This is a genomic window from Pedobacter sp. (assembly GCF_965227205.1).
Taxonomy (GTDB): Bacteria; Bacteroidota; Bacteroidia; order Sphingobacteriales; family Sphingobacteriaceae; genus Pedobacter.
In genome coordinates this window covers 4,332,361-4,349,652 of the sequence record NZ_OZ245727.1, presented here as the reverse complement: position 1 = coordinate 4,349,652, position 17,292 = coordinate 4,332,361, and the positions used below count along the sequence as shown (strand labels likewise).

The 17,292-nt window shown below is 36.1% G+C and carries 18 protein-coding genes and 2 tRNA genes; 16 read left to right on the top strand and 4 right to left on the bottom strand.

The genetic code is table 11. The features are described from left to right. The first annotated feature begins 196 nt into the window (after positions 1-196). The 5 genes from ACO05K_RS18860 to ACO05K_RS18840 all read left to right on the top strand — a co-directional run bounded on the left by ACO05K_RS18860 (position 197) and on the right by ACO05K_RS18840 (position 3,682). Positions 197-754 carry a GNAT family N-acetyltransferase gene (locus ACO05K_RS18860; protein WP_421945953.1) on the top strand — a complete coding sequence of 186 codons (558 nt, stop codon included), beginning with the start codon at positions 197-199 and terminating at the stop codon, positions 752-754. 3 nt (positions 755-757) lie between these two features. Next, positions 758-1,114: a bleomycin resistance protein gene (locus tag ACO05K_RS18855; protein WP_421945952.1), complete on the top strand. Its 357-nt coding sequence runs from the start codon at positions 758-760 to the stop codon at positions 1,112-1,114. Between the two features lie 196 nt (positions 1,115-1,310). Continuing rightward, positions 1,311-2,297 carry a pyruvate dehydrogenase complex E1 component subunit beta gene (locus ACO05K_RS18850; protein ID WP_316735243.1) on the top strand — a complete coding sequence of 329 codons (987 nt, stop codon included), beginning with the start codon at positions 1,311-1,313 and terminating at the stop codon, positions 2,295-2,297. Between the two features lie 393 nt (positions 2,298-2,690). Beyond that, on the top strand, positions 2,691-3,263 hold the full coding sequence (locus ACO05K_RS18845; RefSeq protein ID WP_421945951.1) for a pentapeptide repeat-containing protein: 573 nt from the start codon (positions 2,691-2,693) through the stop codon (positions 3,261-3,263). A 44-nt stretch (positions 3,264-3,307) separates the two neighbouring features. Continuing rightward, a complete protein-coding gene (locus ACO05K_RS18840; RefSeq protein ID WP_421945950.1) occupies positions 3,308-3,682 on the top strand; it encodes an iron chaperone in 375 nt (124 codons plus the stop codon). Here the strand turns inward: ACO05K_RS18840 and ACO05K_RS18835 are convergent. Continuing rightward, positions 3,679-4,248, bottom strand: coding sequence for a hypothetical protein (locus ACO05K_RS18835; RefSeq protein ID WP_421945949.1), 570 nt, complete (start codon positions 4,246-4,248; stop codon positions 3,679-3,681). The genes ACO05K_RS18840 and ACO05K_RS18835 overlap by 4 nt on opposite strands. Before the next feature lie 424 nt (positions 4,249-4,672). On the opposite strand from ACO05K_RS18835, the gene ACO05K_RS18830 reads away from it, so the two are divergent. Then, positions 4,673-6,964, top strand: coding sequence for a Tex family protein (locus tag ACO05K_RS18830; protein WP_421945948.1), 2,292 nt, complete (start codon positions 4,673-4,675; stop codon positions 6,962-6,964). 69 nt (positions 6,965-7,033) lie between these two features. Here ACO05K_RS18830 and ACO05K_RS18825 read toward each other — a convergent pair whose 3' ends face one another. After that, positions 7,034-8,113, bottom strand: coding sequence for a mechanosensitive ion channel family protein (locus ACO05K_RS18825; protein ID WP_421945947.1), 1,080 nt, complete (start codon positions 8,111-8,113; stop codon positions 7,034-7,036). A gap of 94 nt (positions 8,114-8,207) precedes the next feature. On the opposite strand from ACO05K_RS18825, the gene ACO05K_RS18820 reads away from it, so the two are divergent. The 9 genes from ACO05K_RS18820 to ACO05K_RS18780 all read left to right on the top strand — a co-directional run bounded on the left by ACO05K_RS18820 (position 8,208) and on the right by ACO05K_RS18780 (position 15,611). Next, positions 8,208-8,771, top strand: a complete 564-nt coding sequence (locus ACO05K_RS18820; RefSeq protein WP_421945946.1) for an ORF6N domain-containing protein — start codon at positions 8,208-8,210, stop codon at positions 8,769-8,771. Positions 8,772-9,172: 401 nt separating this feature from the next. Then, positions 9,173-9,616 carry a 50S ribosomal protein L13 gene (rplM, locus tag ACO05K_RS18815; RefSeq protein ID WP_010602007.1) on the top strand — a complete coding sequence of 148 codons (444 nt, stop codon included), beginning with the start codon at positions 9,173-9,175 and terminating at the stop codon, positions 9,614-9,616. A gap of 3 nt (positions 9,617-9,619) precedes the next feature. Then, positions 9,620-10,006, top strand: a complete 387-nt coding sequence (gene rpsI, locus ACO05K_RS18810) for a 30S ribosomal protein S9 (protein ID WP_055913282.1) — start codon at positions 9,620-9,622, stop codon at positions 10,004-10,006. Positions 10,007-10,024: 18 nt separating this feature from the next. Continuing rightward, entirely contained in the window at positions 10,025-10,858 is an 834-nt protein-coding gene (rpsB, locus tag ACO05K_RS18805; RefSeq protein ID WP_421945945.1) for a 30S ribosomal protein S2, read from the top strand. A gap of 130 nt (positions 10,859-10,988) precedes the next feature. Then, a complete protein-coding gene (gene tsf / locus ACO05K_RS18800; RefSeq protein ID WP_421945944.1) occupies positions 10,989-11,834 on the top strand; it encodes a translation elongation factor Ts in 846 nt (281 codons plus the stop codon). Positions 11,835-12,136: 302 nt separating this feature from the next. Continuing rightward, positions 12,137-13,231, top strand: a complete 1,095-nt coding sequence (gene nagA, locus ACO05K_RS18795; protein WP_421945943.1) for an N-acetylglucosamine-6-phosphate deacetylase — start codon at positions 12,137-12,139, stop codon at positions 13,229-13,231. 64 nt (positions 13,232-13,295) lie between these two features. Then, positions 13,296-14,000 carry a UMP kinase gene (pyrH, locus tag ACO05K_RS18790; RefSeq protein ID WP_421945942.1) on the top strand — a complete coding sequence of 235 codons (705 nt, stop codon included), beginning with the start codon at positions 13,296-13,298 and terminating at the stop codon, positions 13,998-14,000. Positions 14,001-14,040: 40 nt separating this feature from the next. Beyond that, positions 14,041-14,604 carry a ribosome recycling factor gene (gene frr / locus ACO05K_RS18785; protein WP_421945941.1) on the top strand — a complete coding sequence of 188 codons (564 nt, stop codon included), beginning with the start codon at positions 14,041-14,043 and terminating at the stop codon, positions 14,602-14,604. Positions 14,605-14,903: 299 nt separating this feature from the next. After that, on the top strand, positions 14,904-15,611 hold the full coding sequence (locus tag ACO05K_RS18780; protein WP_421945940.1) for a class I SAM-dependent methyltransferase: 708 nt from the start codon (positions 14,904-14,906) through the stop codon (positions 15,609-15,611). A 420-nt stretch (positions 15,612-16,031) separates the two neighbouring features. Here the strand turns inward: ACO05K_RS18780 and ACO05K_RS18775 are convergent. Continuing rightward, positions 16,032-16,175, bottom strand: a tRNA-Asp gene (locus ACO05K_RS18775). 89 nt (positions 16,176-16,264) lie between these two features. Then, positions 16,265-16,374, bottom strand: a tRNA-Asp gene (locus ACO05K_RS18770). Between the two features lie 156 nt (positions 16,375-16,530). On the opposite strand from ACO05K_RS18770, the gene ACO05K_RS18765 reads away from it, so the two are divergent. After that, positions 16,531-17,007, top strand: a complete 477-nt coding sequence (locus ACO05K_RS18765; RefSeq protein WP_056848148.1) for an Lrp/AsnC ligand binding domain-containing protein — start codon at positions 16,531-16,533, stop codon at positions 17,005-17,007. Positions 17,008-17,292: the final 285 nt, after the last annotated feature.

The window sequence follows — 17,292 nt, the reverse complement described above, 5'->3', positions numbered from 1 at the left end:
AGCAATCTTAAAGCTTTGGGTTTTATGAATAGCGAAAGTTGTAGGATTGCTTCGTACCTCGCAATGACGAAATGCCTAAAAACTAAACTTCATTTCTCTCTCTGTGCAACCTTTGTGTGCTCGGTGGTAAAAACCCAACTTCATTTTCTTCGCGAAAAACTTTGCGCACTTTGCGGTTAATCACTTAAATTTAAAAATGCTTACCCTCAACTTCACCAAATTTCCAAATTTAGAAACTGAAAGATTAATCCTTCGGGAACACGCTCTTTCTGATGCAGAACCCTTATTCGCTATGCGAACCAGCGAAACGGTAATGAAATACATCGACCGCGAGCGACCAAAAGATTTAATGGAGATTAAAACCTTCATCACCACTTTTAATGAAGGTTTTGAAAATGGCGATAATTTGGCTTGGGTAATTGCATTAAAAGAAAATCCAAACCATATGATTGGTTCCATCGGTTACTGGCGAACAGATTATGCAAATCATCGGGCAGAAATTGGTTATATGCTTCACCCGGATTATTGGCGAAAAGGAATTATATCCGAAGCATTAATAAAAACTATTGCTTTCGGATTCGAAGAAATGAATTTGCATACCATCAAAGCAAATATCAATGTTGGAAACGATGCATCAAGGCAAATGCTCATTAAACATGGATTTGTTAAAGAAGCGCACTTTAAACAAGATTATTATTTCCGTGGACAATTTCTAGACAGTGAGATTTATGGCTTGTTAAATCCAAATCATTAAAAAATGTTCAAAGCAGCAGTACCAATTTTAGCATCACTTAATACCGAAGAAACTGTAAAATTCTACACAGAAAAATTAGGCTTCACTTTTCATTCAGAATGGGATGGTTATTTAATTTTCAGTAGAGACAGCATGGATTTACACTTTTGGACCACAGATAACCCCGATTATCCTAAAAATACAGGTTGCTATATAAACGTAACCGAAGTTGATAAACTCTATGAAGAATATAAAATCCACAATGTAATCCACCCCGATAGTGCACTAAAAGATATGCCTTGGGGAATGCGCCAGTTTTCAATTTTAGATAACAACAAAAACATTATCCATTTTGGAGAAGATATTTCGGAAAAGCAATAAACCGGAATACAAAAACAACCTAAGTTAACGCGTTGCGAAATAATATTTTAGCTATTCCAAAATAACAGTCAAAATAAAAAGCAAAAAGCCAAATATTTCATCATAATCAACCATAATTATTACAAAATACACGCATTATTGCCTTTGGTTTCAATGCGATTAATAATTATATTTGCCACCGTTATTAAAATTTACAATGAGAGAAATCCAATTTAGAGAAGCACTACGCGAAGCCATGAGCGAAGAAATGCGTAAAGATGACCGCGTTTTTTTATTAGGTGAAGAAGTAGCAGAATATAACGGAGCGTACAAAGTAAGTCAGGGAATGCTTGATGAATTTGGTGCGAAACGCATTATCGATACCCCGATTGCCGAATTAGGTTTCGCAGGTATTGCAACTGGTGCTGCAACAGCAGGCCTTATTCCAATTGTTGAATTTATGACATTCAACTTCTCATTGGTAGCTATCGACCAAATTATAAACGGCGCAGCTAAAATTTTATCAATGAGCGGTGGTCAGTTCTCATGCCCAATGGTTTTCCGCGGTCCAACAGGTAACGCAGGTCAATTAGGTGCACAACACTCACAAAACTTCGAAAACTGGTTTGCAAACACACCAGGTTTAAAAGTAGTTGTTCCATCAACGCCTTACGAAGCTAAAGGTTTATTAAAACAAGCTATTATCGACCCAGACCCAGTTATTTTCATGGAATCTGAGGTAATGTATGGCGACAAAGGCGATGTTCCGGCAGAAGAATATTATATCGAATTCGGTAAAGCAAACGTAACTAAACAAGGTACAGATGTAACCATCGTAACTTTCGGTAAAATGTTAACTCGCGTGGTTAACCCAGCTGTAGAAGAATTAACTAAAGAAGGAATTAATGTAGAAGTTATCGATTTACGTACTGTTCGTCCTATCGATTACGATACAATTATCGAATCAGTTAAGAAAACAAACCGTTTAGTAGTTGTAGAAGAAGCTTGGCCATTAGCATCACTTTCAGGTGAAATTGCTTTCATGGTTCAAAAAAGAGCTTTCGATTACTTAGATGCGCCAGTTTTACGTATCACTTGTGCCGATGTTCCACTTCCATACTCACCAACTTTAATTGCTGCAAGTTTACCAAACGCAGAAAAAGTAGTTAAAGCGGTTAAAGAAGTAATGTACGCTACAAAATAGTAAAAGACTAAAACATACGAATCCTCCAAAGCAATTTGGGGGATTTTTTATTTTACTCACCACCTAAGACACTAAAGAAAATTTAAGCTTAGATGAACTTAGGTTTCTTAGATGGTAAAATAATTTGAAAACCAACGTTCAGCAATTCTTCGTTTTCAGCAGCCCTGCCATCCATTCCAATCTTTTTAAACATCTTCTATACTCCAACTATCGTCATTGTTAGGAGGAACAACGCGGCAATCTTTTCTGCCAATGCTACTTAAAAGTATTTCCATTTCTGTCAGGTTTATTTAACTAAAACCTGTGTAAAAAACGCAGTTCAGCTTCCTGCCTAAACCCTAAAAATTACTCAATATTTTTTATCTTCGTTATAACAAAAAACGTCCCATCAAAATGTCTGAATACATAGCCGAGCTAACATTTAAAAAAGAAGATTTTACTTTACGAGCACTACAAAAGGCAGAATATGAAAACTGCAAATTCATTGACTGCAACTTTTCAAGCTCAGATTTAAGTGGTATAAAATTTCTCGATTGCGAATTTATTTCCTGTAATTTAAGCTTGGCAACTTTAACCAAAACCTCGCTTAACGATATCACTTTTAGCGATTGTAAAATGCTTGGCTTACGTTTCGAAAACTGTAATGATTTCGGCTTAGCCTTCAATTTTGATCATTGTAAATTAGATCATTCCTCATTCTACAAACTGAAATTGAAGAAAACCCATTTCAAAAACACCCAATTACACGAAGTCGATTTTTCTGAGTGCGACTTGGCAAATTCAACTTTCGACAACTGCGATTTACTGAGCGCAACTTTCGACAGAACTATTCTAGAAAAAGCCGATTTCAGAACGGCCTATAATTATTCCATCGACCCAGATAATAACCGCATTAAAAAAGCAAGGTTTTCTAAATCTGGTTTAGCAGGTCTTTTACACAAATACGACATCCAGGTTAGTGAATAAATTAATTTAGATTTTTCGTATTTTCATATCAAGATTTCAATGTTATGGAAAAAACAGACCCAACAACCATCGACGAATATATTGCGCTATTCCCTGCTAAAACGCAAGAAATTTTACAGCAGGTTCGGGAAACGATTCAAAATGCGGTACCAAATGCCAATGAAGTAATTAGCTACAAAATGCCTGCATTTAAGCAGAATACTGTTTTAGTATATTTCGCTGCCTATCAAAAACACATTGGCTTTTATCCTACAGGTTCAGGCATTAATGCATTTCAAAACGAATTTGGCGATTACAAATGGAGCAAAGGCGCTGTTCAGTTTCCTATTGATAAACCAATGCCTTTAGATTTAATTTCCCGAATTACAAAATTTAAAGCCGAAAGAGATTTAGAGCAAGCCGCTAAGAAGAAATCTTAAGTAATCCAAAGTTCTTCTTCCTTATCAAAAATCCAAACTCCGTTTACTTTTTTAGCGTAAATATAAGTTCCCATTCCCCAAACGCCTCGTAAGCCAATCAGTTTACTTTGCTCAAAATAGTATTTAGCTTTGTTTCGTTCTTTATTAAATATCACACGACTAAAGGTTAAGTTGCCGTTGTAATTAGAATCTAGCTTTGCTTCTTTTCTAGAGATTTTTATAATCTCAAAATTTCTGCTAAATGAATGTTTTGATGCTTTAAATTCAAAAGGTACAGTTGTTTTAGTTGGTATTAATTTATAAGTTCTATTGAAATATTGAAACTCACTCATTGATAAAAGAGAATCTGTTACGGTATATTTCCTTACGCTCTTTATTGCTTTCGTATGGATTTGATGTATTTTTGCATGCATAACTTTAAAGTCGTTTTCAGAAACAGCGATAATACCATTTTCGAAAGTATTTAGAATTACCTGAACTTCTTCATTTACATTTTGCAACCTATCCTTAGCTTTATTTTTGCAGCCAAAGAAAATTATACAGATAATTATAATAAAATACCTCATCTACTAAATATGATGTAATTAGTTTGATTTTCCATAAACGAATGGTTTTATATGCATCTTGCAACCTTAAATTGCAGCAAAAACTTAGGTAATCTAAACGGGATTGAAGCGATATACTTTTAAACTAGCAGCAACTTTGTTCACCCTGTCATGCTGAGGCACGAAGCATCTGCAACCGATGAAACAGATTCTTCGTACCTCAGAATGACAGTTTGTATTTAAAAGATCTAGCGTAAAGCCCGACTAACAACAATAAAAGCTTCTGCCATTGCTTTCCAAAAAAATAAATCCTAAAATCATTTAATCTTTCAAATCCTAATACGCGGAGCGATTAATTACTCACAATTTCTGGTGGAAAACTTCATCTTAAAGATCCTTAAATCCAGCAAATCCTGATTAGCTTTGCCACATTAATTTTTTGAATATGTTAACTCACCATAAAATAATTGCAGCCGAGTTAAAAGTTGCAGAAAAACAAGTAACAGCCACGATAAGTTTATTAGATGAGGGTGCAACCGTGCCATTTATTTCGCGTTACCGTAAAGAATTAACAGGAAGTTTAGACGAGGTTCTGGTAGCTGGAATACGCGACAGAGTTTTGCAGCTACGCGATTTAGATAAGCGCCGTGAAGCGATTTTAAAATCGATGACCGAGCTTGGAAAGTTAACGCCTGAGCTGGAAAAACAAATTAACGAAGCCGAAACCATTTCGCTTTTAGAAGATATTTATTTGCCATACAAACCGAAACGCAAAACCCGTGCTTCGATGGCTAAAGAAAAAGGTTTGGAGCCATTGGCTTTAGAAATTTTCGACCAAAAGAGTTTTGATTTGGATGCTTTGGCTGACAAATTTATTGACACCGAAAAAGGCGTAAATACTTTGGATGAAGCTTTGGCTGGAGCCCGAGATATTATTGCTGAAATGATTTCGGAAAATGCAGAAGCACGAACCAAAATGCGTACTTATTTTCAGGAAAAAGCCGCTTTTAAATCGGAAGTGATTAAAGGAAAAGAAGAAGAGGGCATTAAGTATAAAGATTATTTCGAGTGGAATGAACCTGTAAAAACAGCTGCTTCGCACCGAGTTTTAGCAATGCGCCGTGGCGAAAAGGAATTGATTTTACGTTTAGATGCCTTGCCTCCTGCTGAAGATGCTTTAGCGATTTTAGAAAATCAATTCGTTTTAGGAAATAATGCGGCATCGAAACAAGTTCAACAAGCTTTGGAAGATGGTTATAAACGTTTGTTGGAACCAGCGATGGAAACCGAACTGCGTGTTTTAACCAAACAAAAAGCGGATGAAGAAGCGATTCGTGTTTTCGCAGAAAATGCCCGTCAATTGTTATTGGCTGCACCAATGGGACAAAAGAATGTATTGGCTATCGACCCAGGTTTCCGTACGGGTTGTAAAGTAGTTTGTTTAGATAAACAAGGTCAGTTATTAGAAAACACCGCCATTTACCCACATACCGGACAAGGAAACGTTAAAAATGCAGGGCTTGCCATTCAGCAACTTTGCGAAAAACATAATATTGAAGCCATTGCGATTGGCAATGGAACAGCTGGAAGAGAAACCGAATCTTTTGTGCGTGCTTTAAATTTACCGAATGTTACCATTGTGATGGTTAACGAAAGTGGTGCTTCAATTTATTCTGCATCAGATGTGGCTCGTGAAGAGTTTCCAACGCAAGATATTACTGTTCGTGGTGCAGTTTCTATCGGTCGCCGTTTGATGGACCCATTGGCAGAGTTGGTAAAAATCGACCCTAAGTCTATAGGCGTTGGGCAATACCAGCATGATGTTGACCAAAATAAATTACAGGCAAGTTTAGATGATACCGTAATTAGTGCTGTAAATGCTGTTGGTGTGGAATTAAATACCGCTTCGAAACAAATTTTAGCTTATGTTTCGGGCTTAGGGCCAACTTTGGCGCAAAATATTGTAGATTACAGAAACACGAATGGTGCTTTTAAAAACCGCGAAAGCTTGAAAAAAGTGCCTCGTTTGGGCGATAAGGCTTACGAACAAGCTGCAGGTTTCTTAAGGATTCGCAATGCTGAAAATGTTTTGGATACCAGTGGCGTTCACCCTGAGCGTTATGCTGTGGTTGATAAAATGGCGAAAGATTTAGGCACAACGGTTTTTGCGTTGATGAAAGATACAACTTTGCAAAAGCAAATTAAGCTTCAACAATATGTATCTGAAGAAATTGGTTTACCAACGCTTACCGATATTTTGAAAGAATTGGCAAAACCTGGCCGCGACCCACGTGAGCAATTCGAAGCTTTTAGTTTTACGGATGGCGTAAATGAAATTGCTGATTTAAGAATCGGCATGAAGCTTCCTGGAATTGTTACGAACATTACTAATTTTGGTGCTTTTGTAGATATTGGCGTTCACCAAGATGGCTTGGTTCATACAAGTCAGTTAGCAAACCGTTTTGTTGCAAATCCGAATGAAGTGGTTAAAGTTCGTCAAAAAGTAGAGGTTACGGTAATGGAAGTTGATGCGGCTCGTAAGAGGATTTCGTTATCGATGAAGACTGAAGTTAGTCCGAAGTCGGAAGTTAGAAGTCAGAAGCCGAAAGAGCAAAAACAGAAACAGGATTTCAAGCCAAATAACCAAAAGCCTAACTTCAAACCACGAAATGAGCCAAAAGATGCTGATGGCGATTTACAGGAGAAATTGGCAAAGCTGAAAGGTATGTTTAAATAATTCTCAAAGTTGTCCTACTGAGCTTGTCGAAGTATTTAAAAGGTCTTCGACAAGCTCAGACTGACAAACCTATATTCCCTCAAACTTATCTCTAAACTCCAACCTTTTCTTAGGTAAACTTTCAGGGTAATTCGTTTGGATAAAAGCAATCATTGCTTCGCGGATATTACAGCGTAAATCAAAAGCACGAGATGAGTTTGAAGCACTCATTAAGAAACGCACTTCAATCGAACCATCCTTTGTGCTATCTGTAACTTGTACAACATTTACTCTTTTATCCCAAAGGGGATTTGAATTTAAAAGTCTAGTCATTTCCTGTCGCAAAGGTTCAATTGGAATTGTATAATCGAGGTAGAGAAAAACAGTACCCAATAAATCAGCAGAAACTCGCGTCCAGTTTTGAAAGGGTTTTTCTATGAAATAAGTTATGGGAAGAATCAAACGGCGTTGGTCCCAAATGTTTACCACAACATAGGTTAAGGTAATTTCTTCTACTTTCCCCCATTCTCCTTCAACAATTAAAACATCATCAATACGAATAGGCTGCGTAAATGCAATCTGGAAACCAGCTAATAAATTACCAAGTGATTTCTGGGCAGCAAAACCAATTATTATTCCGCCAATTCCTACGCCTGTAAGTAAGCCTGCTCCTATTTTGCGCATGCTTTCAAAACTCAATAAGATTATGGCGGCAGTTATTAAAATAATTAATGAAACAATGAATTTTCGTACAAACTGAAGTTGCGTTCTGATTTTACGTTCCTTTAAATTATTCTCTTTATTCAGGTCGTATTTCAAATAGAAAAAGTCCTCCAAAACATTTATCAACCTGACTAAAATTAAAGCGAAAGTGATGGTCAAAAATATTTCAAGCGCTTTATCTAAAGGAATACGAATTGTGGTTGGCATAACCATTAAATCTAAAGAGAAATTTAAAAGCAATAATGGAATAAAAACTGCAACTGGTCTACCTAAATGTTTAATGGTTGATTTGATAATGATGAAATCCCACCATCTGGATAATAAAATAAAAGTTTTATGAATGATGAATTTGATTAAAACACCTAGGAGTATAGCTAAAAAACCAATAATCAGATTTTTAAAAAATAAAGGAATTGGATAACCGAAAATATTATCGAGGTACTGCATAAACAAATTTGTTGGTTAAGGAATATCTACTTAACAATGGGTAAAGTTTATTGTTTGAAGTCGCAAATTGCGACTTCAAGAATCAAATCTGTTTTTGTATCTTCAATTCAAATCCAATAATGATATTACAGCTAAACAAACGCTCTCTATTATCCCTGAAAATATTTTACTTAATAAGATTTACGAGATTCGCGGGCAAAAAGTGATGCTTGATAGCGATTTAGCAGAACTTTATGGTGTTGAAACGAAAAGACTAAACGAACAAATCCGTAGAAATTTAGATAGATTCCCTGAAGATTTTATGTTTCAGTTAAATGAAAGTGAGTTTAAAAACTTGAAGTCGCAAATTGCGACTTCAAGTTGGGGCGGAAGAAGAAAGCTTCCATATGCATTTACAGAACATGGGGTCCTTATGCTTTCCAGCGTTTTAAACAGCCAACAGGCGATTCAAGTTAACATTCAAATTGTAAGAATTTTTACAAGGTTGAGAAATTTACTGAGTGAGCATACAGAGTTGAAACTTGAAATTGCGGACATTAAAACGCATCTCCAAAATCATGATAAAAATATAGAATTGGTTTTTAGTTATTTAGATAAGCTAATTGATAAAGAAAACCAGCCAAGAAAAAGAATTGGATTTAAGCCTGATGATTTGTAGGCTTTCTGTCCAGCCTATAATAGCTCAACAAGCCAAAGTATTTTAAACGGGATTGTAGCGATATCCTTTTTGGCTGCTTGGTTAAACTTACGAAGTCTAATAAGCACCATGTCATTAGACTTCGTAAGTTTTCTTCAGGGCCAAAAAGATTTAGCGGAAAGCCCGGCCGGAGTTAACCAAAGAATTACTGTAATTGCTTTACAAATCATTTAAGAAAACCCCGTCTTGCAGGCAGCCCACTAAAAGAGGGGAATTCCCCTCAAACGCTTTAACATAAAACGAATGACGAAAATTAAGATTTTTTTCTCTTCAACTATTTGATAATAAAAGTTTTCTACCTATCTTTGCAGTCCCAATTTTAATGGGAATAAATAATTGTTTAATAAATTAAATACAAGCAAGTGAATACGTTAAGTTACAAAACTGTCTCTGCCAATGCGAAAACTGTTAACAAACAGTGGATTGTTGTTGATGCACAAGGCGAGATTTTGGGGCGCTTGTCATCGAAGATCGCAATGATCATCCGTGGTAAAAACAAGCCAGAATACACCCCACACGTAGATTGCGGAGATAACGTTATTGTTATCAATGCAGACAAGGTTAAATTGACAGGAAACAAATTCAGCGAAAAGCAATATGTTTCTTACACTGGTTATCCAGGTGGTCAACGTTTTATTTCTCCTAAGGAGTTAATGGCGAAACACCCTCAACGTGTAATCGAGAAAGCGGTACGTGGTATGTTACCGAAAACTAAATTGGGTAAAAAACTTTACACCAATCTTTTTGTGTATGCAGGTGAAACTCACCCTCATGCAGCTCAATCTCCAAAAACCATTAAACTTTAAGAAATGTCAGTTACTAACACTTCAGGAAGAAGAAAAACAGCTGTTGCACGTATCTACTTAAAAGATGGTGCTGGAGCAATTACCGTTAACGGTAAAGATCACAAAGTATATTTCCCAACTTTACCTTTGCAATATATCGTAAACCAAAGTTTAGAAGTTTCTGAGCTTACTGGTCGTTATGATATCACTGTAAACGTACAAGGTGGTGGAGTAAAAGGACAAGCAGAAGCTGTTCGTTTAGCTATTGCTAAAGCGATTGTTGAACTTGATGCGGAGAAAAAACCTGCATTACGTGCTAAAGGCCTAATGACGCGTGATATGCGTATGGTTGAGCGTAAGAAACCAGGACGTGCTAAAGCTCGTAAGAAATTCCAATTCAGTAAACGTTAATCACAGGAGGCAAGAACAATGGCAAGAACAACTTATCAAGACTTATTGGATGCAGGTGTACACTTTGGTCACCTTACCCGTAAATGGAATCCAAAAATGGCTCCTTACATTTTCATGGAGCGTAATGGAATTCACATTATAGATTTAAATAAAACTTTAACTAAAACTGAAGAAGCTGCGGCTGCGATTAAACAAATCGTAAAATCAGGACGTAAAGTATTATTTGTTTCAACAAAAAAACAAGCAAAAGGAATCGTAGCTGAGCAAGCTAAAAAAGTGAACATGCCTTTCGTAACCGAGCGTTGGTTAGGTGGTATGTTAACTAACTTTGCTACAGTTCGTAAGTCAATCAAAAAGATGTCTAACATCGATAAAATGACTAAAGACGGTACTTATGCTATCTTATCTAAAAAAGAGCGTTTGATGATTCAGCGTGAGCGTATTAAATTAGAATCACTTCTAGGTGGTATTGCTGATTTAAACCGTTTACCTGCAGCTTTATTCTTAATTGATGTTAAGAAAGAGCACATCGCAGTAACTGAAGCGTTAAAATTAAACATCCCAACTTTTGCGATGGTTGATACAAACTCTGATCCTTCAAACATCGATTTCCCTATCCCGGCGAATGATGATGCTACAAAATCTATCTCTTTAATTACTGATGTAATTATCAAAGCGATTGAAGAAGGTTTAGATGAGCGTAAACGCGAAAAAGATGATGAAGCAGAAAAAGAAGCAGTAGCGGCTAAAGCTGCAGCTGATGCGCCAGAGGTTAAAGAACCAAGACGTAAAAAAACTGCTGAAGCAGAAGTTGAAGCATCTTCATCAGAAGAAACTAAAACAGAAGAATAGTAATATTTTTTAATTGCAGGTTACTGGTTTCAGGTTTTAAGTTGGCTTAACATGAGTTTAACTTAGCGCTTGTAACTTGTAACCTGTAATTGTTATAAACAAGATTGTAAATTTTAAAAAAGGAAATAAAATGTCTACAGTACAAATTACTGCCGCAGATGTAAATAAACTACGCCAACAAACTGGCGCTGGTATGATGGATTGCAAAAAAGCTTTAGTAGAAGCTAATGGCGATTTCGAAGCTGCTGTTGATTTATTGCGTAAAAAAGGTCAAAAAGTATCTGCCGCTCGTTCTGGCAATGCTACTTCTGAAGGTTTAGTATCTATCGCTGTTTCAGCTGATGGTACAAATGGCAAATTAGTTGCTTTAGCTTGCGAAACTGAGCCAGTTTCTAAAGTTGAAGATTTCCGTAACCTTGCTCAAGCTGTTTTAGCTGCTGCAGTTGCTAACAATCCTGCTACTACTGAAGAATTATCAGCAATTACTTTAGAAGATGGACGTACAGTTGCCGAAACTATTACTGAGTTAACTGGTAAAATTGGCGAGAAAATCGTTATCCAGGAGTATGCAAATATCTCTGGTGAGAAAATCGTTTCTTATATCCACTCTAATGGTAAAATGGGTGTTTTAGTAGTATTCCAAGGTGCTAATGGCGCAGATATTACTGATGCTGGTAAAGATGTTGCAATGCAAATTGCTGCAATGAACCCAGTTGCTGTTGATAAAGACGGTGTTGATCCGGCTACTATCGAGCGTGAAATCGAAATTGCTAAAGACGTAATCCGTCAAGAAGGTAAACCAGAAGAAATGGTTGAGAAAATTGCTGCTGGTAAATTGAATAAATTCTACAAAGACAGCACTTTATTAAACCAAGAGTTTGTTAAAGACGGTTCTATGGATGTTCGTAAATTCTTAGACAACACAGCTAAAGGATTAACAGTAACAGCTTTCAAACGCGTACAATTAGGAGCATAAGCACTAATAAAATTATAGAAAACCGCCCGATGTATATCAGGGCGGTTTTTTTACGCTTATTATTTTTTAGAAAACGAAAGGTATATAGTGCTTCGGAAACTGCAGCCCCGCTATTGTTTCAATCTTTTTGGCTTCATCTTGCTTCCCTACATCGTCATTGCGAGGAGGAACAACGCGGCAATCTATTATGACAGTGCAACAAAAAGTATTTCCACGCTATCGGGTTTATGAATACAGTTTCTGCATAAACACCCAAAATCCGATGCCAACTTAGTAAATTAGCCATTTTAAAAAAAAGATCTATGCTAAACCTACCCCATACAAAATTTTACCAGAACGACACTTTACAAGAAAGAAAAAGTATAAATATTCAAAATGGTAAAATCAGATCAATAAAAGATTCAGAATCTGAAAATACAATTGACCAATTGGTTGTTCCGAGTTTTATCGATTTACAAATCTATGGCGCTGGTGGCAGATTATTCTCAGCTGCTCCAACAGTAGAATCTTTAACCATTATAGAAGATGATTTGTTAAAAAAAGGTACAACTGGTTTTTTGGCTTGCATGGCTACGAATACACCAGAAGTTTTTAATGAATGTATAAAAGCAGCTAAAGAACATCGCTCTACAGCAAAAAACTGTTTAGGTTTGCACTTAGAAGGTCCGTTTTTAAACCCAAAAAGATTAGGCGCTCATGTTCCGGAGTTTGTTCGCAAAGCATCTCTTGATGAAATTAAAGCCTTACTGGATTTTGGAGATGGTGTAATTAAAATGATGACCATCGCACCCGAGTTGCAGGACGATGAAGTAATTTCATATTTGCTAGATAATGGTGTTGTGGTATCGTTAGGCCATAGCAATGCAACTTACGAAGAAGCAACAAATGCATATAACAAAGGGATTCAAACTACCACACATCTTTTCAATGCCATGAGTCCGATACATCACCGTGAACCCGGCATACCTACCGCTATATTTAATCATCATAAAGCAGCGGCGAGCATTATTGTTGATGGGCGACATGTAGATTTTGAAGTGGTAAAATTTGCGAAAAAATTATTACAAGAAAGATTGTTCCTGATAACAGATGCTGTAACGGAATGTAATAACGGCCCATACCAACATGTTAAAAGTGGCGATAAATTTGTAATGCCCGATGGTACGCTTTCGGGCTCATCTTTAACCATGTTGCAGGCTGTCAAAAACTGCATTGAGCATTGCGCCATTTCATTATTGGAAGCAATTAATATGGCTACAAAATATCCGGCCAGGTTAATCGGCATCGAAAAGTTAACCGGAGAAATTGCCATTAATAAATCTGCCGACTTACTGGTTTTAGATGAAAACTTAAACTTGAAAGAAGTAATATTTAAGGGCGAAAAAATTTCAATCTAAATATTTACATCAATTCTGAAAAAGCATAGCCAAGTATTAAAAAAATGTTAATATTTTTGAGGTCATGAAGTACAAACGCATCCTACTAAAGCTTAGCGGCGAATCGCTAATGGGCGAGAAACAATACGGTATTGATAATGAGCGTGTTAAACAATATGCTGAAGACATTAAAGCAGTACACGATAAAGGATTAGAAATAGCAATCGTAATAGGTGGCGGAAATATTTTTAGAGGCTTAAGTGCTGAAAAAAGCGGCATGGACAGAGCTCAGGCTGATTACATGGGTATGTTGGCAACCGTTATCAACTCAATGGCTTTGCAAGATGCACTAGAAAAAGTAGGCTTGAAAACCCGTTTGCTTACCGCAATTAAAATGGAGCAAATCTGCGAACCATTTATCCGTAGAAGAGCTGTTCGTCACTTAGAAAAAGGACGTGTAGTAATTTTCGGTGCAGGAACGGGAAATCCATATTTCACAACAGATTCTGCAGCTGCATTAAGAGCAATCGAAATTAAAGCTGATGCAGTATTAAAAGGAACACGTGTAGATGGTATTTACACTGCAGATCCTGAAAAAGATCCGTTAGCAACTAAATACGAAGAAATTACTTTTAAAGAAGTTTACGCCAAAGGATTAAACGTAATGGATATGACCGCATTTACATTATGCGAAGAAAACCAAGTTCCGATTATTGTGTTTGATATGAATAAACATGGCAATTTTATGAAAATTGCTAATGGTGAGCCAATTGGTACTTTGGTAAAATAACCATTTAAAAATTTATTATTTTTGTAGAAATACACACATTATGAACGAACTCATACAATTGCAATTAATGGATGCTCAATCCTCTATGGATAAAGCAATCGATCATTGTGAATCAGAATTAACTAAAATTAGAGCTGGTAAAGCATCAGCAGGAATGCTTGATGGTATTTTTGTTGACTATTATGGTGCTCAAACTGCTTTAGCTCAGGTAGCAAGCATTAATACACCCGATGCTAGAACAATTGTTATTCAGCCTTGGGAGAAATCACTTTTAACTGCTATTGAAAAAGCAATTCAGGTTGCAAATATTGGTATCAATCCTCAAAACGATGGTATTGTTATCCGTTTAGTTGTACCACCACTTACAGAAGAGCGTAGAAAAGATTTAGTTAAAAAGGTTAAAGAAGAAGCAGAACGTGGAAGAATTACAGTTCGTAATATTCGTAAAGATGCCAATACCAAAATCCAAAAGCTAAAAGGTGATGGAGTTTCTGATGATGAAATTAAAACCGGAGAAGGAGAAGTGCAAAAATTAACTGATGCTTATATTATTAAAGTAGATAAGCACGCAGAAGCTAAAGAAAAAGATGTAATGACAGTTTAATCAATCTTTACATAAACGATACTAAAAGAGGAACAGACGGATCAATACCAAAACTTGTGGAGGACTGTAAAAATTAAAACCTCATTAGGAAGATTGGAAGAAACTAAATAACTTCAACGAGTTAGGGATTAAATGATACCCGGCTTGATTAACCAATGCTTCGAATATTTAGTTCAAAATAATACAAAGAATTATTAGAATTCTAACCTTTACCCCTCAATCACCTTAAATTTATGAAATCTAATATAGGAGTACCTTTTCATAGTTCATTTATTCCAGATCCTGATTAAGAATGGCAAATGTCTAGAGCAGAAAAGTATTGCCTAATTAATACTTTACAAACCCTTCAACCTGAAGTAAGTATTGAAATTGGAACTTATAAAGGAGGCAGCTTACAAGTTATACAGCAATTTTCTGAAGATGTCTATTCTATAGATATTAGTCAAGCACCTAAAAAGTTCTTGGAAAAGAAATTTCCTCTAGTGAATTACATTATTGCAGATGGGCATTTAATTTTACATGAATTGTTTGCAAAGATTGAAAAGGAAAACAAAAAATTAGAATTCATATTAGTAGATGGAGATCATACCTATAAAGGTGTAAAGCGTGATATTGAAGCTATCTTAACTTATCCACATAAAAATCCAATTACTATAATTTTACATGACAGTTTCAATCCTGGATGCAGAAAAGGAATTAGAACTGTTAATTATAGTAATTATCCCGCAGTAGAATATGTAGAGCTAGATTATATCACAGGCTCCTATTGGCACAATGACACCTATAGAGAAATGTGGGGTGGATTTGGCATGATAAGAATTAATCCAGATAATAAAAACACAAGTATTGAAGTGATGGAAAGTCAGGAGAATTTATTCAAACGTGCGCATTGGGGAAGCGTCCACATCATTAAAGATAAATTAGATTTTTTGGTGCCTATCAAACGCTTTATTTTCAAGAAAATAGGTAGAAAAAATAGAGCAGAAATGTACGATTCGTTCGACTAATCTTTTATATAACTTTGAGATGTAATTTCATTGAAACGTTTTGGAACGGAATTACTGGGTATTTATGGCAATTTTCTAAATTCGCCGGCGGTATAAAACCTGACGGTGGATTAGAGCAAGCGCAATCATGGCCTGGGTTTGAATGCGATATAAACCACGCCAAGCTACAAGACAGACCCGGTGGTGGCCACCCACACACTTTTCTTTTATGTCTCAATAAAGAATATGTCTATTATGTATTACCAATAGTAAAAAAATGATCCAAGCAACACTCTAGGCTAACGTTCAGAAAACTGCGGAAATAGACTTGCGCTGCTCCTCTTTTGTTTTACAGACATTTTATTTCATAATCCCTTTAAAAGAAAAAGAGCAACCCATCCGGGATTGCTCGATTAACTAACTTATTATTCATAAAAAATGCTGTTGGGGAAGGAGTCGAACCTTCAAGGGGTAGTTAGCTACAGTTCAAAAAATTAATTGTGGTCAACCCAATAAACTGCGTTTGTCCCATTATTCCCCACCACCGAGACAAGGAGGCGTGTCTGCCAATTTCACCACCCAACATTATTACTCAAGTTATACGTTTCACGTTTTGAGTAATAAGTTAAGTCTCCAAACTTATAACCTAAAACCTATCACTTACAACTTCAGTGCTGTAGGGGAAGGAATCGAACCTTCAAGGAGTGGTTAGCCATTGCTGGTTTTCCCATTATTCTCCGCCACCGAGACAAGGAGGTGTGTCTGCCTGTTTCACCACCCTACAGTATGTTAAACAAATTGTTAAAGAACGTTCCTTTTTGTTATTTGCTTAATACAAATGTAAAGGAACATCTAATACCTTGCAAATATTTTAATCATTTAATTTTATTTTTATAATATTGATAATTTTATTTAAATTTGCTTATCAAAATCAGAAAATATGCTTAAAAAAGACAATTCCAATTTAGAAATTGACAACCTAGACATTGATATTTTAAAACAATTAATGCAGGATGCCACCAAACCATATACTGAAATTGCAAAAGACCTGATTGTTTCTGGTGGTACAATTCACGTTAGAATGAAGAAATTGCAGGAAATGGGCATTATAAAAGGTTCTCATTTAATTATCGACCCGCAGAAGGCAGGATATGATATTTGCGCCTTTCTTGGTATCTATTTAGAAAAGGGAATTCAATACAAGGATGCTGTTGCGCAATTAAGCAAAATTAAAGAAGTAGTAGAATTACATTACACGACTGGTTCTTATAGTATGTTCGCTAAAATTATTTGCAGAGATACCAACCATTTGCGTCATGTTTTAAATGAGGAGATACAAGCTGTAAATGGCATACAACGCACAGAAACTTTAATTTCGCTGGAAGAAAGTATTAAAAGACAGATTGAGCTGGGGTAATAGTTTTAAGTTATAGGTTGTACGTTTTAAGTGGAAAGATTAAAGTTGAAAGTGTAGAGTTGAAAGACTAAAGCTTAAAGTAGAAAGTTTAAAGTGTAGCGTTGAGCGTTTATAGCGAAAATAGCGCACCTTCAAATTTAGGCGCTTGAATTTAATATTTGCAGAACAGTATCTATTTAGACCCGATTGTAGTGAACACGGAGCCACAGCTTTTTCTGCTGTGGAGGAGTAAAACGGAAATCGGGAACAGACTTTGATAGCAGCAAGAGCCTTGCTCTTCAAAAA

Bases quoted from the DNA above. Each gene is read 5' to 3' on its own strand.
- ACO05K_RS18860 (WP_421945953.1), top strand. From the start codon at position 197: ATGCTTACCCTCAACTTCACCAAATTTCCAAATTTAGAAACTGAAAGA.
- ACO05K_RS18855 (WP_421945952.1), top strand. From the start codon at position 758: ATGTTCAAAGCAGCAGTACCAATTTTAGCATCACTTAATACCGAAGAA.
- ACO05K_RS18850 (WP_316735243.1), top strand. From the start codon at position 1,311: ATGAGAGAAATCCAATTTAGAGAAGCACTACGCGAAGCCATGAGCGAA.
- ACO05K_RS18845 (WP_421945951.1), top strand. From the start codon at position 2,691: ATGTCTGAATACATAGCCGAGCTAACATTTAAAAAAGAAGATTTTACT.
- ACO05K_RS18840 (WP_421945950.1), top strand. From the start codon at position 3,308: ATGGAAAAAACAGACCCAACAACCATCGACGAATATATTGCGCTATTC.
- ACO05K_RS18835 (WP_421945949.1), bottom strand. From the start codon at position 4,248: ATGAGGTATTTTATTATAATTATCTGTATAATTTTCTTTGGCTGCAAA.
- ACO05K_RS18830 (WP_421945948.1), top strand. From the start codon at position 4,673: ATGTTAACTCACCATAAAATAATTGCAGCCGAGTTAAAAGTTGCAGAA.
- ACO05K_RS18825 (WP_421945947.1), bottom strand. From the start codon at position 8,113: ATGCAGTACCTCGATAATATTTTCGGTTATCCAATTCCTTTATTTTTT.
- rpsI (WP_055913282.1), top strand. From the start codon at position 9,620: ATGTCAGTTACTAACACTTCAGGAAGAAGAAAAACAGCTGTTGCACGT.
- rpsB (WP_421945945.1), top strand. From the start codon at position 10,025: ATGGCAAGAACAACTTATCAAGACTTATTGGATGCAGGTGTACACTTT.
- tsf (WP_421945944.1), top strand. From the start codon at position 10,989: ATGTCTACAGTACAAATTACTGCCGCAGATGTAAATAAACTACGCCAA.
- nagA (WP_421945943.1), top strand. From the start codon at position 12,137: ATGCTAAACCTACCCCATACAAAATTTTACCAGAACGACACTTTACAA.
- pyrH (WP_421945942.1), top strand. From the start codon at position 13,296: ATGAAGTACAAACGCATCCTACTAAAGCTTAGCGGCGAATCGCTAATG.
- frr (WP_421945941.1), top strand. From the start codon at position 14,041: ATGAACGAACTCATACAATTGCAATTAATGGATGCTCAATCCTCTATG.
- ACO05K_RS18780 (WP_421945940.1), top strand. From the start codon at position 14,904: ATGTCTAGAGCAGAAAAGTATTGCCTAATTAATACTTTACAAACCCTT.
- ACO05K_RS18765 (WP_056848148.1), top strand. From the start codon at position 16,531: ATGCTTAAAAAAGACAATTCCAATTTAGAAATTGACAACCTAGACATT.